This is a genomic window from Providencia sp. PROV201 (assembly GCF_028479545.1).
Classification (GTDB): domain Bacteria; phylum Pseudomonadota; class Gammaproteobacteria; order Enterobacterales; family Enterobacteriaceae; genus Providencia; species Providencia huaxiensis.
In genome coordinates, this window is sequence record NZ_JAMPNW010000025.1 from 1 (window position 1) to 15,801 (window position 15,801).

Here is a 15,801-nt window from a genome sequence, read left to right on the forward strand (position 1 = left end):
TGAGAGTTCATCGCTGATCTGCTATCTGCCATATTTTCACCTTAAGAAATTACTCATTATGTATTATCTGATAATCCCTTTTGGGATAGGTTCTTAGTGATACTATTAGGGACTTTCGCTTGACTGAGTCAGCGAAAATGCATGCCCTTTTGAAGGGCACTGAATGATAAGGCATACTTATTAATTGAGCTGCTACGTAAAAACGGAATGCTTTCAATTAATAAGCACGCTTATAGAATTTTATGGTGCACTGGAACCCGACAACCCAGTGCGGTAGCTATTACCTAAAACAATCTAATCATAGGCTATCTTATGCAACTACTATCGTTTGAAAATATATTGGAGCTAGATATCTCTCCACAAACAATTTATAGCTGGATATGTCAATCTATTAGCCAAAAAAATGACACAATTCTGCCACCTAAGATTAGTTTAAAACCTGAAGATGAAGTTTTTTATAATTTTATGCCTTCTATTTTATTAAAAGAAGAAAGTGCAGGTTTAAAAATAGTTAATAGATATCCAAATAGATCGCCCGTGTTAGATAGTCAAATATTTCTTTATAATATAAAGAACGGCAACCTTGAATGCATCATGGATGGAAATTTTATCACCGCAATGAGAACAGGAGCTATAGCAACACACTCAATTATTTCATTTGCCAAAAATGGCTTTAACTCCATATCATTTATTGGAGTTGGAATACAAGCTAGGGCAACATTAAAAATATTTTCCTGCATGTATGATAAACGTGATTTAGTTATTAAAGTAAAAAAATATAAAAACCAACATTTAGATTTTATTGCATTTGCAAAACAGTTACTCCCACAAAGCACCCAATATATTATATGTAATACATATGATGAATGTGTTGAAAATACAGATATAATTATTTCATCTGTAACTTATTTTGAAAACGATATTTGTAGTGATGATAAGTTTTCGAATGGGTGCCTAGTTGTTCCTATTCATACCAGAGGTTTTACTAACTGTGATTTATTTTTCGATAAAATTTATGTTGATGATTTAGGACATGTATCTGGATTCAAGCACTTTAATAAATTTCAAAATAAAGCAATAGAAACAGCCTCATATATAAAATCTCCTATAGAACTTGGAAGGAAAAGTCAATTAGAAAAGATAATATGCTATAACATAGGGTTATCTATACATGATTTATTTATTGCAAAAAATATACATAAATTAGCAATCGCTAATAATGTAGGTCAGGAAATTCCAATGTCTGTACCTAACACAAAATTCTGGCTAGAAAAATAATTAAGGAAAAGATATGCAAGTTTTAATACCTGCTGCAGGAATGGGCAATCGTTTAGGTAAATATACTAATGACAAAACTAAATGTATGGTATCTGTACATGAAGTTACGTTAATTGAACGTTGTTTAAACATCCTATCAAAATATAATATTAGTAGAATTATCCTTGTTGTTGGCTACCAAAAAGAAAATTTAAAAAAATTCTTAGGTAATCAGTATAATGAAATAGAAATAATATATATTGATAATGATATATATGATAAAACAAACAATATATATTCAATATACCTTGCCAAAGATGAATTAATAAAAGACGATACCATTCTATTAGAAAGTGATTTGATTTTTGAAGAAAAAATCATAGAGAATCTAATATCAAATCAATTTCCAAATATTGCCGTAGTTGATAAATATCAACCATGGATGGATGGAACAGTTGTTGAAATCAATAATAACTTTGATATTGTTAATTTTGTTCCTAAAAAAGACTTTGAGTTTAATAAAAGTGATTTATATTATAAAACAGTAAATATTTATAAGTTTTCTAAAGAGTTTTTAGAAAATACATATGTGCCTTTTTTAGAGGCTTATTCAAAAGCATTAGGTCAAAATGAGTATTACGAGCAAGTATTACGAGTTATCACACTATTGGAAACTCAAGAATTAAAAGCGTTACCATTACAAGGTGAAAAATGGTATGAGATAGATGATGCTCAAGATCTTGATAATGCCAATGTTATTTTTGCACCAGAAAAAGAAAAATTAAGTCTATTATCCCGTCGTTATGGTGGTTATTGGCGTTATAATGATATTATTGATTTCTGCTATTTAGTGAATCCATATTTTCCTAATAAAACATTCATGGGTGAAATGAAAAACTCATTTGACACTCTAGTGCGCGAATACCCATCAGGTGCTAATGTACAATCACTTTTAGCAGCCAAAATGTTCAAGTGCAATCCAGATCAAATCGCTGTAGGAAATGGAGCTGCAGAATTGATTGATACACTTGCACAATATAAAAATGAAAAACTAGGTTTATTTATTCCAACGTTTGAGGAGTACTCATCAAGATTTAAATCTGTAACCCTTAAAAAACTGAATAACCCAAATTTCTCATATAATAAAAATGACATTATTAATTTGGCTAAAGAAAATGATGGAGTTATCCTTATAAACCCTGATAATCCATCAGGAAATTTTATTCCATATAAAGATTTACTGGAGCTAATTAATTGGTTTAAAATAAATAAAAAAACATTTATTGTAGATGAAAGTTTTGTTGATTTTGCTGAAAATGGATTAAACTCTACATTGATGAAAGAAGAAATTCTTAATATGTATTCAGGATTAATCGTGATAAAAAGCATTAGCAAAAGTTATGGTGTCCCAGGCATTCGCTTAGGAGTTATAGCAAGTTCTAATATTGAATTAATTTCTGCAATTAAAAAGTCTATTCCTGTGTGGAATATAAACTCTCTTGGTGAGTTTTTCTTTCAAATTATAGGTAAATATGAAAAAACATATTCATCAGCGTGTAATCAAATAATTGTTGAAAGAAATTCATTGTTTACTGCGTTAGAGAAAAATAAGCTTTTAACACCTATCAATTCCCAAGCGAACTATATTTTATGCAAAGTAAACTTGATTTCATCAAGTATGCTAATAGAAATGCTCTGTAATGGCTATAATATTCTTGCAAAAGATTGTTCAGAGAAAAAAGGATTCGATGGACAATCATATGTCCGGCTCGCTGTTAGAAATACTATTGATAACCAATATTTAATAGATAGCTTACTTGATATAGAGTCTAAGGTTGTATAAGTGTATCGTTTAGAATTAGTTAACATTGATAACATTCAAATCACTGAAGAACATATACCTGAACGTGTTGAATGGCTTATAGAAAAAATCAAGGCGGAGGCACTCTGGCGAGTGCCTTTACTCTTAGAAGAAAACTCATATGCCATCATGGATGGTCATCATCGATTTGAAGTAGCTAAAAAATTAGGTTTAAGAAGAGTTCCTGCTGTAATGCTAAACTATAATCTACCCTCGGTGCAGGTTATATCATGGAGAGAGGACTTTGTTATAAATAAAAGTATTGTACAAAGTTATATAAAAGATAAGAAAATTTTCCCACATAAAACTACTAAGCATATTATTGACCCTTATCCAGATGAAATTTCAATTCCTATATCTTTTTTATATTAACGATGACAATTAAAAAAAAATTAATCAGTAACTTTTCCTATTTGAGTATTATACAAATAGTAACGTTATTAATTCCATTTATATATTACCCATACATAATTAGAAAATTCAGTATAGATTCTTATGGACTAGTCATTTTTATTCAAAGTATAATTATGCTTATGTCTATAATTGTTGATTTTGGTTTCAATATTTATGGAACTAGAATTGCATCAGAAAATGCTCATAGCAAGAAGAAACTATCTATTATATATAGTAGTATAACTTATATAAAACTATTATTAGTTTTAATATCTTTTTTAATATTCCAAATTTTCATTTGTTTTAATAGCAAATTAAATGAAAACTATTATCTTTCTAATATTTTATTCTTTATTGTATTGGGTGAAGCTTTATTTTCACAATGGTTATATCTTGGTTTGGAAAAAATAAAATATGCAGCATTAATTAACCTTTTTTCAAGATTATGCATGTTGTTAATAATATTTATAGGCTCTTATACTTTTATTGGATTTTATTCATTCCCTCTAGCATTAGTTTTTTCTTCTTTGATTAATGGAATATTATCATTATGGTTTTTTAACATTAAGTTGAAATTGAAATTTATACCAGTATCCTTGAAAAGGATAAAGAAAGATATTAAAGAGTCATATTCATTTTTATTATCTCGTTCTATTGGCGTTATAATTTTAAAATTAAACACTTATTTAATTGGTAATTATATCGGATTTGCTCAGGTTGCCTATTATGATCTAGCTGAAAAACTAATTAATTTAGCACTAATTCCTATAAATTTACTAAATCAAGTACTCTATCCTTATATTGCAAGAACAAAAAACTTTGGCGTAACATTTTCAATTATTAAGTACTTAATAGTTATTTATTTACTAATATATCCTATATTGCTTTTGTTTGGAGAGGATTTTATCATCTTATTCGCAGGAGATGATATGGCAAAATCTTATACCTATTTATTAATATTGTATTTTATACCTTTATTAAATATATTTTCATATTTTTTAGGAAACTGTGCATTAGTTCTTATAGATAGAAAGAAAGATTTTAATAATAGTATCTATATTGCTGCATTTTTTTATATCACATTTATTTTATTCATGAGCCAATTTGGATATGTAACTATAAGTACTCTTTGTTGGGCTATTGTATTGAATGCATTCATTACTAGTTTATACAGAACCTTAAAATGTATAAAATATAAAAACTTACTTAAGGAATAATATGTTAATTAATTTTTTACGCAAAATAAAATATGATATGATTTTTTTTAAAAAATCACTCATGTTAAAAATCAATAAAAAAACCATGCTAAAACGCCTTCATGATTTTTTTAATATAAATAATATAGGATATTGGTTGGAATATGGGACATTATTAGGCGCGATAAGACAAGGTTCAATTCTATCGCATGACTACGATCTTGACATCGGAATAAATCAAAAAGAATGGAACTTAAATTTACGAAATAAAATAATTAAGCAAGGATTTATATTAACACGAGAAATAAGTGTTGATGGTATTATAATTGAAGAATCTTATAGTTTTAAAGGTATCAGTGTAGATTTATTTTTTTGTTCTATAAAAAATGATATTATATCTACCCCTGTGTTTCGTCCATTTCAAGGGCTAACATGGAAGGACTCTATTTTGAAAAAAAGTGGTGTAGAACTATATTTATTTAATAACAAATATAATGGATTTGAAACAATACAGTTTGAAAATGAGCTATGGCATATACCTAAAAATTACAAAGCACACTTAATTAGTTATTATGGGGAGGATTATATTATACCCAATAAGAAATGGAAGGGGGAAAATTCTGCCATTCCAACTGGCTGTATTGGAAAAGAAATAAAACATTAATCATATATACTATTAATCATTAAACTAAACTACAGATTTTAATAAATGGAAAATAAACAATGGAAAATCAAGAATTAATATCAGTAGTATTACCTGTATACAATGCACAAGATTATCTATTTGATTCAATAAATTCTATATTAACACAAACACATACTAATTTAGAGCTAATATTAGTCAATGATGGTTCTACTGATGATTCTTTGAAAATCATGGAAGAATTTTCAGCTAAAGATTCCCGTATCAACATCATTAATAGAGAAAATAAAGGATTAATATATAGCCTAAATGAAGGTATTGAGATGGCCAGAGGGCAATTTATCGCGAGAATGGATGCCGATGATATCTCTTTACCAACAAGATTAAAAAAACAATTAGATTATATTACGCAGAACCAATTAGATATATGTGGATGCCATTACTTTGAAATAAATGAAGTTGGTGATATATCAGGACTAGTACTTGTACCTAAAAATGCTCAAATGGTAAATATCGCTTTAGCTAGTACCGTACCATTTGCACATCCATCTGTGTTAATTAGAAAAAATTTCATGACTCAAAACAATATTAAATATGGAACTAACTGTTTTAAGCATGCTGAAGATTTAGCATTATGGATGAATATGCATGAAGCAGGAGCAAGATTTGGAAATGTAAATGATATACTATTTCAGTATAGACTTCTCTCAGATTCTTTATCAAGAAAAAAAAGAGTTGAAATATTAAATGATAGTTCGCGTTTATTTTCATTATATTATAAAAAAAATAAAGAATTGATCAGTAAAGAACTCACATCCTTTCCTAAGCAACTAAACAAATATGAACAAGAATGGATATCCTCAATATGCATGAGAAAATTATTAAGATTACAAATTAAAAATACATTACCCATACTAAAGAAGACTCCTAAAAAAATTATTATTAATAGTTTTATGAGTGAGCTAAATAGAATATTTAAACTATAGTAATCTACTTCTTATGATAAAAAATTACACAAATGTAAGATTCTATATATTAATCTCTATCAAAATAATCCAACTCTCGTTCATATAACAAAACACACTTAACTAGATAAATAACCAAAGAAGGATATTATGGCTGGCTTATACTGTTGCTGGGCAGTAAAAATTGTTGATAACGGTTTTTATCTATCGGCGATCAATGCAAAGTACTTGAAATCATTTTATGAAACCTATGGTAAATTAACTTTATTATCAACAACAACAACGAGAAAAATTACAGATAACGATGTTTTTATCTCAAATGAAATTTGTAATCTAATTGAATTACCAAACTTTTCAAATTATATATCAAGTTTAAAATTTTTTTTTCCTATTACCAAAGCTATACATCAATTATGTGAAGCTGAGAATAAAATTTACATAAAAACTCCAGAGCCATTTTGCTGGTACTTTGCTTTCTTTAAAAAAAATAAAATTATAAATTATCATTTTGTTTCAAATCCAATTCAAGTAATATTAAATAATAAAGCAAAGAGTATTGTAATTAGATTAATTCGTTTTTTCTTATACTATCCTGAATATATGCTTACTTGTTTAGCTGCATATTTTTGTAACTCGTCTGGCAATGGATGTTCAGTAATTAATAATATTCCATTTTTCCTGAGAAAAAAAACTAAAGTACTTATTGAAAGCTCATTAACTGAACAAGACTTTCAAACTCATACTTCTTCTAAGATAAAATATGATGGTCTAATTAATTTTCTTGCTGTATCTCGTTTGTATGAAGGGAAAGGGTTAGAATTATTAATTAACACTTTCAAAAAGCTTAATGACTATTATCCAAGCAAAAAATTTCATTTAACCATTGTGGGTGATGGTCCATTAAAAAAAAGTCTTATAAATTTAATAAATACAAATAAACTTAATTCGTTAGTCACACTACTTGGTGAAGTACCGAATGGAAATGAATTAAATGAAGTTTATTCTTCTAATGAAGTTTTTATCAATCCATCATCATCAGAAACTGGCCCTCGAGTCATTCTTGAAGCAATGTCTCAATCATTATTTTGTATTACAACAGATGTCGGATATGTTAATGAGGTTATGAACATCAATGGTTCATGTTGTGGAAAAATAATTCCTATTAATTCTGAAATCGATTTGCTTAGCTCTATACTATGGACATTTGATAATCCACAAGAATTAAAGAATCTCTCATTATTAGGAAAACAATATGCCAGAAACTTTAAGTTAAGCGATTTCGTAGAGAAAATTTTTTCTTAATATTATAACTTCCAGTATATTAATAAATTAATACTTAGGTCATAGAATGTTATCTCCTGCAATTGATGGTTTAGTTTCAATTATAATGCCATGTTATAATGCTGAAAAATATATATCTGAATCTATAAACTCAGTATTAGCTCAAACTTACACCAAATTTGAATTAATAATCATTGATGATTCATCAACAGATAAATCAATTAATATAATATCTGAGTATCAAGATGATAGAATAAAACTCATTAAATCAAATTTAAACCAAGGTGTTGCTACTTCTAGAAATAAAGGAATTATGGCAGCAAAAGGTCAATACATATCTTTTCTTGATAGTGATGATTTATGGGAGCCCTCTAAATTAGAAAAGCAAATCACATTATTAGAATCGGGGTGGGATTTAGTATGTTCAAACTACTCAGCATTTAAATCTGATGGAAAGACTAAATTAAGAATTTCACCTCGTGTTATTACCTATGAAGATTTACTCCGTTCATGTTTTATAGGGAATCTTACAGGAATTTATTGCGCTAAAAAACTAGGCAAATTTTTTCAAAAATCAACGGGAGCAGAGGATTATTTAATGTGGTTAGCTATCTTAAAATCTGCTCAAAAGGCTTATTGTATTCAAGACTCATTAGCTAAATATCGAATTTCTAATGCTTCTCTTTCTTCAAATAAATTTAAAGCAATAAAATGGCAATGGTCAATTTACAGAAATGAACTGAAATTATCTACCCCTAAATCACTATACTACTTTTCACATTACTTATTAAATGCATTAAAAAAAAGAATATAAACTATGTTAACAATCATCGGTGGCTCTGGTTTTATCGGTACTCGCCTATCTAACCAACTAAAATCCCAAAATATTGATTTTAAAATCGTCGATATTCAAAAAAGTGAAGCTCACCCCGAAAAGTGGGGGTTTGGGGATGTGACTAAGAACCTATCCCAAAAGGAATTGTCAGATAATACATAATGATAATTTCTGAGGGCGAAGCATGGTGGGCAACAAGTGGCAAATCAGTGATGGACTCTGGGAGAAGATGGCTCCTCTCATCCCTGAACACAAAACAAATCATCCGCTCGGTACTCACCGCAAAAGAGTTGATAATCGCGCTGCAATGAACGCCATTTTCTTTGTACTTAGAACAGGTTGCCAGTGGAATACGCTGAATGCCACCGGTATATGCTCGTCAAGCTCTGCTCATCGCCGATTTCAAGAGTGGCGGGATGCTGGAGTATTTGAACGCTTCTGGCAAAACGGGTTGCTTGCTTGCGAACAGTTGGACACTATTGACTGGTCGTGGCTGACGATGGATGGTTGTATGACCAAATCACCGCTGGCAGGCTCAAAAAGCAGGCTGGAACCCAACAGACCGAGGGAAACGGGGCGTAAAGCGCAGTCTGATGACTGACGGGAACGGGCTTCCGCTTACACTGATTGTCGCTGGAGCAAATACGTACGACATAAAGCTGGTTGCGGATACGCTCGATGCCCTCCAGACGGGCAGACCGGGCAAGAGGCTCCGGTTGTGCATGGACAAAGGGTATGAAGCGGAATGGTTGGGATCGTATCTGAAAAGTCGTCGCTATGAACCTCATATCCAGTCACGGAAGGATGAGTCAGAAGCCATCAAAAACACGGATTTTAAGGCCCACCGCTGGGTTGTAGAGAGAACACACAGTTGGATGAATCGCTACCGTCGTGTCCTGACTTGTTGGGAGAAGAAGGTCGAGAATTATGAGGCGATGCTGCATTTTGCCTGTGGTATCATTGTCTGGAATAAAATCCTATTGGGATAGGTTCTAAACCTGAAACACTTGTTGAGCCATTAAAAGGAAGTGATGTAATCATTAACCTTTCCGCCCAACATAAAGATAACGTTCATCCTATTAGCCTATACTACGAAGTAAACGTGGATGGAGCGAAAAATGTCTGTGATGTTGCTGAACAACTTGGTATTAAACATATCGTATTTACCTCTTCTGTTGCTGTTTATGGATTTGTAGAAAAAGAGACTGGTGAAGATGGTGAATATCATCCATTTAATGATTATGGAAAATCAAAATTACAAGCCGAACATGCGTATGATGCTTGGCAAGCTAAATCAAGTGACAATATACTAGTTACTATTCGTCCAACGGTGGTATTTGGCGAGAATAATCGTAGAAATGTTTATAATCTATTCCGTCAAATTGCTTCCGGTCGTTTTTTAATGATTGGTGGTGGTAATAACCAAAAATCGATGGCATATGTTGAAAACGTTGCAGTATTTATCCATTTCGCTACTACCTTCACTGAAGGTAAACACGTTTTTAACTATATTGATAAGCCAGATTTTACGATGGATGAACTAACTACCGTCATTTGTAATGCTTTAGGTAAGTCCAAATCTAATATTCGTATTCCTTATCCTATCGGTATTATGGGCGGGTATTGTTTCGATATCTTATCTAAACTGACAGGTAAAGAATTTCCAGTAAGCAGTATTCGAGTGAAAAAATTTTGTGCTAGAACACAGTTTAAGTCAAACTATATTGCTGACACCTCTTTCACACCGCCAGTCACACTGGAGAAAGGGATTGCTAATACTGTTCAGTATGAATTTAAATAAATAAAATATTTTTAATCATCTTGCCAAAGGGATCGCGAGTGTTTATGAAACGTCTTTCTGTTATTGCAATCATGCTCACAGCATTAACTGGCTGTACTGTTACCCCTGGTGTTTATATGTCTACCTCGGGGAAAAATGTCGTCGACACTGGCGATCGTGATATTTCTAAATTTGTCGATATCTACCCAATCTCGCCAAAACTGTTAGATGAGATGTATACCCCACAAGTTATTGCAAAACCCAACCCAACCCTAGAGAAGCAACTGGCAACCTATGAATACCGTGTTGGTGTGGGTGATGTATTAACCATTACTGTCTGGGATCACCCTGAGTTAACTATTCCTGCCGGCTCTTACCGTAGCGCCGCGGACTCCGGTAACTGGGTACATTCCGATGGTACTATCTACTATCCGTATATCGGTAAAGTGAAAGTCATTGGTAAAACGGTCACTGAAATCCGTAATCTAGTGAGTAACCGTCTATCGACTTATATCGAATCACCACAAGTGGATGTCAGCATTGCTGCCTTCCGCTCACAGAAAATGTATGTTTCAGGTGAAGTGGCTAAACCCGGTACATTACCGATTACTAACGTACCGCTAACGGTTTTAGAGGCCTTTAATAATGCAGGCGGCCTGACTGAAAAAGCCGATTGGGACAATGTCGTACTCACCCGAAATGGCAAAGAGATAAAAATCTCACTGCAAGCATTAGTTCAGTATGGCGACCTAACCCAAAACCATCTGATGCTACCGGGTGATGTACTATATGTACCACGTAATGACGGGCAAAAAGTGTTTGTGATGGGCGAAGTGGGTCAGCCAAACACCCTAACCATTGACCGTGCTGGCATGAGTATTACTGAGGCACTGAGTAAAGCAGGCGGTACAGATCAAAATACCGCTAATGCAACTGGCGTATTTGTCATCCGTCCAATTAAAAACCAAACCTCAGGTGATAAAGAGCTGGATGCCCTACTGCCGAAAAAAATGGCGGCGGTCTATCAGTTAGATTTATCCGATGCCACTGCCATGGTGATGGGAACGGAATTTAAACTGCAACCTTATGACTTAGTTTATGTCACTGCCGCTCCAGTTGTACGTTGGAACCGCCTAATCACCCAATTGCTACCAACCATCGCGTCATATAATCAGTTAACCGAAGGTACTAAACGTATTCATGACTGGTAATCCATATGTTTAATAATATTCTCGTTGTCTGTATGGGGAATATTTGCCGCTCCCCCACGGGGGAGCGCCTATTACAAACTCATTTCCCCGATAAAAAAGTGCACTCCGCAGGCATTATCGCCAAAGAGGATCGCCCCGCTTATGATAGCGCCATCCGTATTGCACAAAACCACAATCTCTCTTTAGATGGTCATCAATCACGTCGTTTAACCAGTGAATTATGTAAAGAAGCAGACTTAATCCTAGTGATGGAAAACGACCATATTGATAGAATCCATCAACAATTCCCCGAGACGCGTGGCAAAGTCATGCTGTTCGGCCAGTGGCTAAATAAAACCGAGATCCCAGATCCGCATAAACGCAGTGATGAAATGTTCGAGCATGTTTATCAACTGATGGAAAAAGCCGTTATACAGTGGCAAGGGAAAATTTAATTTTACTATTTGAAGGCTTAACGTTAATTGATTATGAACACGACAAAAACCAGCTCCGCTGCCTCGGACGAAATCGATCTGCTGGCGCTCTTTAAGATACTCAAATCCAGCTACCTTAAAATCGGCTTTTTTACCCTCTTTTTTATTGTTATTGGTGCCGCTTATAGTTTTCTAGCGACACCAATCTATCAAGCCAATGCGACACTGCAATACGATAAAATGAGTCAAGTTTCATTGTTAGATCAAATGAGCGATGTGATGCCATTTGCTAATAGTAATAGCCAAGCCGATTCCGAAATCGAGGTCATTAAGTCTCGGATGGTGCTCGGTAAAACGGTTGCAGACCTTAATTTAGATACCCACACCGCACCTGCTGGTTTTTTCGATAGGCTTTGGGGAGACAAAGCTTCTGTCACTATTTCCCTCTATTCTTTACCTGAACATCTTATTGGTGAACCCGCTATCCTGACCTATTTAGGCGAAAACCGTTATGCTCTTCATATTGATAACCAAACCTTTGAAGGCAAAGTGGGCGAACTCCTAAAACAAGATGAAATCAGCTTGCTGGTATCCTCAATCAATGCTGAAGTCGGACAAGAATTTACCTTATCTAAAAATGCCCGTTATTCGACCATTGAAAACCTACGTAATACCTTAACGATTGCAGAAGTCGGTAAAGGCACGGGGATTATTAATCTTGCTATTAAAGGTGCCGATAAAGCAGAAAATGTGCAAATTCTGAATAGTATTATTCAAAATTATGTGGATCAAAATACCGAGCGCAAAAAAGAGGTTACCAACAATACTCTACTATTCCTAGATGAATACTTACCGAAAGTAAAAACTAAATTGGACAACTATGAAAACCAATTAAATGCTTTCCGTAAAAAGAATGAATCTATCGACCTGTCCTTAGAGGCTAAATCGGCTCTTGATAGCGCCTTGCAAGTCGAAGAGAAACTCAATGAGTTAACCTTTAAAGAGGTAGAGATCCAACAGCTCTATACCCGTAACCACCCTGCTTACCAATCATTACTGGATAAGCGTCAGCAACTGTTACGTGAAAAAGAGAAAATCAGTAAAAATATCCAAAAACTTCCTAATACCCAGCAACAGATAGTGCGTTTAACCCGTGATGTCGAGTCCGAGCAAGCTATCTATAATCAGCTAGTAGCCAAACAGCAAGAGCTGAGCGTATTAAACTCCGGGATCACCGCCGATGTACGCATTATTGACTCGGCAGAATCCCAACCTAATGCCGTGGCACCGAAAAAAGCGCTCATAATGGTTCTGGCGACGATCCTCGGTTTTATTGTGGGTTGCGCTTATGTGATCGCCCGTGAGTTCTTTAATAATAAGATTAAAGGTACTGAAGATATCGATGCATTAGGTGTTAACGTCTATGCCACTATTCCATTCTCTACTCATGAGAAAAAATTAATTGCAGCGGGGAATAAGCGCCCACTTGCATTGGAAAACCCAGCCGATACGGCAGTAGAAGCCATCCGTTCCCTGCGTACCAGCGTTTACTTCTCGGTGATGAACCAAGGGAATAACTTGGTGATGATCAGTAGTGCGTCACCGGGCGTAGGTAAAAGCTTTGTTACCTCTAATATGGCGGTTGTATTAGCTAATGCGGGTAAAAAAGTCCTCCTAATTGATACCGACTTACGTAAAGGCCGTATTCATAAAGCCTTTGGTTTAAGCAATAAAGCGGGGTTATCCGAATATTTGGCTCAGCAGGACATTACGCAACCGACCATCCACCGTGGTGTGATTGAAAACCTAGATGTGATCTGCCGTGGTAAAAATGTCACTCACTCTTCTGAGTTACTGATGGGAGAACGTTTTAAACACCTGCTCGACACGATGAAAGGGCAATATGATATCGTGGTTATCGATACCAGCCCAATCTTAGCAATCACTGACTCCGCGATTATCGGTAAGTACGTCGGCACCTCACTGCTTATTGCCTACTATGGTGTCAATACGGTGAAAGATATTGAGCTATCGCTAAAACGCTTTAAACAAAACGATATCGAAATCACAGGCGTGATCCTCAATGGTATCGATGCGAAATCAGACGACTATAACTATGTCTATGAGTACTAGTCGTACAGGAATTTAAAATGAATCATACAAAGGTCTTAGTCACAGGCGGTCTTGGCTACATTGGTAGCCATACCTGTGTGCAGATGATTGAACAAGGCATGCAGCCAATTATTTTAGATAATTTATGTAATGCCAACCCAGAAGTACTCAACCGCATTGAAACCATCACAGGTAAAAAACCTGTCTTCTATGCCGGTGATGTACGTGATAACGCTATTCTGGATACGATTTTTGCTGAGCACCAAATCACATCGGTGATCCACTTTGCTGGGTTAAAAGCGGTTGGTGAATCCGTTCAAAAACCGATTGAGTATTATGATAATAACGTCAATGGCACGTTAGTATTACTTGCCAGTATGCAAAAAGCGGGCGTCAAAAGCTTAATTTTTAGCTCATCGGCTACTGTGTATGGTGATCCAGAAGAAGTACCGTTAACCGAAGACTCTAAAGTCGGTGGTACTACCAACCCGTATGGCACCAGTAAATATATGGTTGAGCGTATTCTTGCTGATCTATATATTGCACATAACGATTGGTCGGTTACTTTACTACGCTACTTTAATCCCGTTGGCGCACACCAATCAGGCTTAATTGGTGAAGACCCACAGGGTATTCCAAATAACCTAACACCTTATATCGCTCAAGTAGCAGTTGGTCGTCATAAAGAAGTCATGGTATTTGGCTCTGATTACCCAACTCCAGATGGTACTGGCGTACGTGATTATATCCATGTTATGGATTTAGCTAGCGGTCATATTGCAGCATTAAATAATGTCAGCCATCAAGCAGGCCTACATATCTATAACCTAGGTACGGGTAAAGGAACGAGTGTATTAGAGATGATTGCTGCTTTTGAAAAAGCATCAGGTAAACCTATCCCGTATAAAATTGTTGAGCGCCGCCCTGGCGATATCGCTGAATGTTGGTCTAGCCCTAAAAAGGCCTTTAATGATTTAGGATGGAAAGCACAATATTCAGTACAAGATATGGTTAATGATAGCTGGCGCTGGCAATCGCAGAATCCTAATGGCTATAAATAGATTTATTTGATTTAGGTTAAGATATGAATATTGATATAGATTCTTTTGCTTTATATATTGGCGTTAAGGCAGAGTATTTAGCTATGTTATATAGAACCACATGCGAATTAGAAGGATTACCATTACCGAAAAGAAATAGGCATGGTAAGGTAAAAATGAGTGAGGTTTTGATTTTTAAACAACACGTTGAAGATAAAAATAAAGGGGGACTGTCCTAGATAATTAAGATCATCTAGGATAGTTCTACGAGAAAAAGCAGACTCAGTCAGTACAAATAGGAATGGTTAATTGAGCTGTTCGTTACAGGCTCTACAGCTAGTATTGCTGCCGAATTAGTTGGTGTCCAACACCGCGGCTTATTGTTCCCATCGCCTCAGAGTGCTAATCGCTGAGCACGTTGATAAGCATTCTTGGTTTGATGGAGAGATATAAATCGACGAAAGTTATTTTGGTGGAAGCCGTAAAGATTCTTTAGGTAGAGGCACCGTCGGTAAAGTGACTGTATTCCAGCTATTGAAGTGTAGTGACAAGGTTTATACTAAGATTATACCAGATGCCTAATCTCACATATTGCTACCGATAACGAAGCTTTACTGAAACTCGGCACTTAAATCCACACTATAATGAATAGCCACCAATTGACAGTTTACATAGCCGAGGCTACGGTCATTTCGATATTCTCGCGACCAAAGCTTGGTATTCTCGTTTAGATAGCGCCCTTTTAAAAATCACGCCAATAGTTGCAGATGAGCCAGCTTTGGTGGCAGGTTATTACAACATTGAAAAAGAGTGC

The 15,801-nt window shown here is 34.5% G+C and carries 15 protein-coding genes and 2 pseudogenes; all 17 read left to right on the forward strand.

Going from position 1 to position 15,801, the window contains the following annotated elements:
* Positions 1-312: 312 nt before the first annotated feature.
* A complete protein-coding gene (locus PR809_RS17010; RefSeq protein WP_272524575.1) occupies positions 313-1,278 on the forward strand; it encodes a hypothetical protein in 966 nt (321 codons plus the stop codon).
* 13 nt (positions 1,279-1,291) lie between these two features.
* Positions 1,292-3,100, forward strand: coding sequence for an aminotransferase class I/II-fold pyridoxal phosphate-dependent enzyme (locus PR809_RS17015; protein WP_272524576.1), 1,809 nt, complete (start codon positions 1,292-1,294; stop codon positions 3,098-3,100).
* Positions 3,101-3,490, forward strand: a complete 390-nt coding sequence (locus PR809_RS17020) for a ParB N-terminal domain-containing protein (protein WP_269723596.1) — start codon at positions 3,101-3,103, stop codon at positions 3,488-3,490.
* Between the two features lie 2 nt (positions 3,491-3,492).
* On the forward strand, positions 3,493-4,728 hold the full coding sequence (locus PR809_RS17025; RefSeq protein ID WP_272524577.1) for an oligosaccharide flippase family protein: 1,236 nt from the start codon (positions 3,493-3,495) through the stop codon (positions 4,726-4,728).
* 1 nt (position 4,729) lies between these two features.
* Complete coding sequence (locus PR809_RS17030; protein WP_272524578.1) at positions 4,730-5,371, forward strand: LicD family protein; 642 nt, start codon at positions 4,730-4,732, stop codon at positions 5,369-5,371.
* A 59-nt stretch (positions 5,372-5,430) separates the two neighbouring features.
* Positions 5,431-6,336, forward strand: coding sequence for a glycosyltransferase family 2 protein (locus PR809_RS17035; protein WP_272524579.1), 906 nt, complete (start codon positions 5,431-5,433; stop codon positions 6,334-6,336).
* A 129-nt stretch (positions 6,337-6,465) separates the two neighbouring features.
* Positions 6,466-7,617 (forward strand): glycosyltransferase, encoded by a 1,152-nt coding sequence (locus PR809_RS17040; protein WP_272524580.1) that lies wholly within the window; start codon positions 6,466-6,468, stop codon positions 7,615-7,617.
* A gap of 46 nt (positions 7,618-7,663) precedes the next feature.
* Positions 7,664-8,410 (forward strand): glycosyltransferase family 2 protein, encoded by a 747-nt coding sequence (locus tag PR809_RS17045; RefSeq protein WP_272524581.1) that lies wholly within the window; start codon positions 7,664-7,666, stop codon positions 8,408-8,410.
* A 3-nt stretch (positions 8,411-8,413) separates the two neighbouring features.
* Positions 8,414-8,593 carry a hypothetical protein gene (locus PR809_RS17050; protein WP_272524582.1) on the forward strand — a complete coding sequence of 60 codons (180 nt, stop codon included), beginning with the start codon at positions 8,414-8,416 and terminating at the stop codon, positions 8,591-8,593.
* A gap of 22 nt (positions 8,594-8,615) precedes the next feature.
* Positions 8,616-9,420 (forward strand): IS5 family transposase gene (locus PR809_RS17055; protein ID WP_272524583.1). Its coding sequence is split into 2 segments (ribosomal slippage): positions 8,616-8,966 and positions 8,968-9,420, totalling 804 coding nucleotides; the frame shifts between segments, so codons are not numbered across the junction.
* Between the two features lie 2 nt (positions 9,421-9,422).
* A pseudogene (locus PR809_RS17060) lies at positions 9,423-10,232 on the forward strand (NAD-dependent epimerase/dehydratase family protein); the annotation flags it as partial.
* Positions 10,233-10,276: 44 nt separating this feature from the next.
* Positions 10,277-11,422 carry a polysaccharide export protein gene (locus PR809_RS17065; protein ID WP_193450906.1) on the forward strand — a complete coding sequence of 382 codons (1,146 nt, stop codon included), beginning with the start codon at positions 10,277-10,279 and terminating at the stop codon, positions 11,420-11,422.
* A 5-nt stretch (positions 11,423-11,427) separates the two neighbouring features.
* On the forward strand, positions 11,428-11,856 hold the full coding sequence (locus PR809_RS17070; RefSeq protein ID WP_014657219.1) for an arsenate reductase/protein-tyrosine-phosphatase family protein: 429 nt from the start codon (positions 11,428-11,430) through the stop codon (positions 11,854-11,856).
* Positions 11,857-11,889: 33 nt separating this feature from the next.
* Entirely contained in the window at positions 11,890-13,968 is a 2,079-nt protein-coding gene (locus PR809_RS17075; RefSeq protein WP_272524584.1) for a polysaccharide biosynthesis tyrosine autokinase, read from the forward strand.
* A gap of 17 nt (positions 13,969-13,985) precedes the next feature.
* Positions 13,986-15,008: a UDP-glucose 4-epimerase GalE gene (gene galE / locus PR809_RS17080; protein WP_181468816.1), complete on the forward strand. Its 1,023-nt coding sequence runs from the start codon at positions 13,986-13,988 to the stop codon at positions 15,006-15,008.
* Positions 15,009-15,031: 23 nt separating this feature from the next.
* Positions 15,032-15,226, forward strand: coding sequence for a hypothetical protein (locus PR809_RS17085; protein ID WP_014656694.1), 195 nt, complete (start codon positions 15,032-15,034; stop codon positions 15,224-15,226).
* A gap of 69 nt (positions 15,227-15,295) precedes the next feature.
* A pseudogene (locus tag PR809_RS17090) lies at positions 15,296-15,566 on the forward strand (IS1595 family transposase); the annotation flags it as partial.
* Between the last annotated feature and the right edge of the window lie 235 nt (positions 15,567-15,801).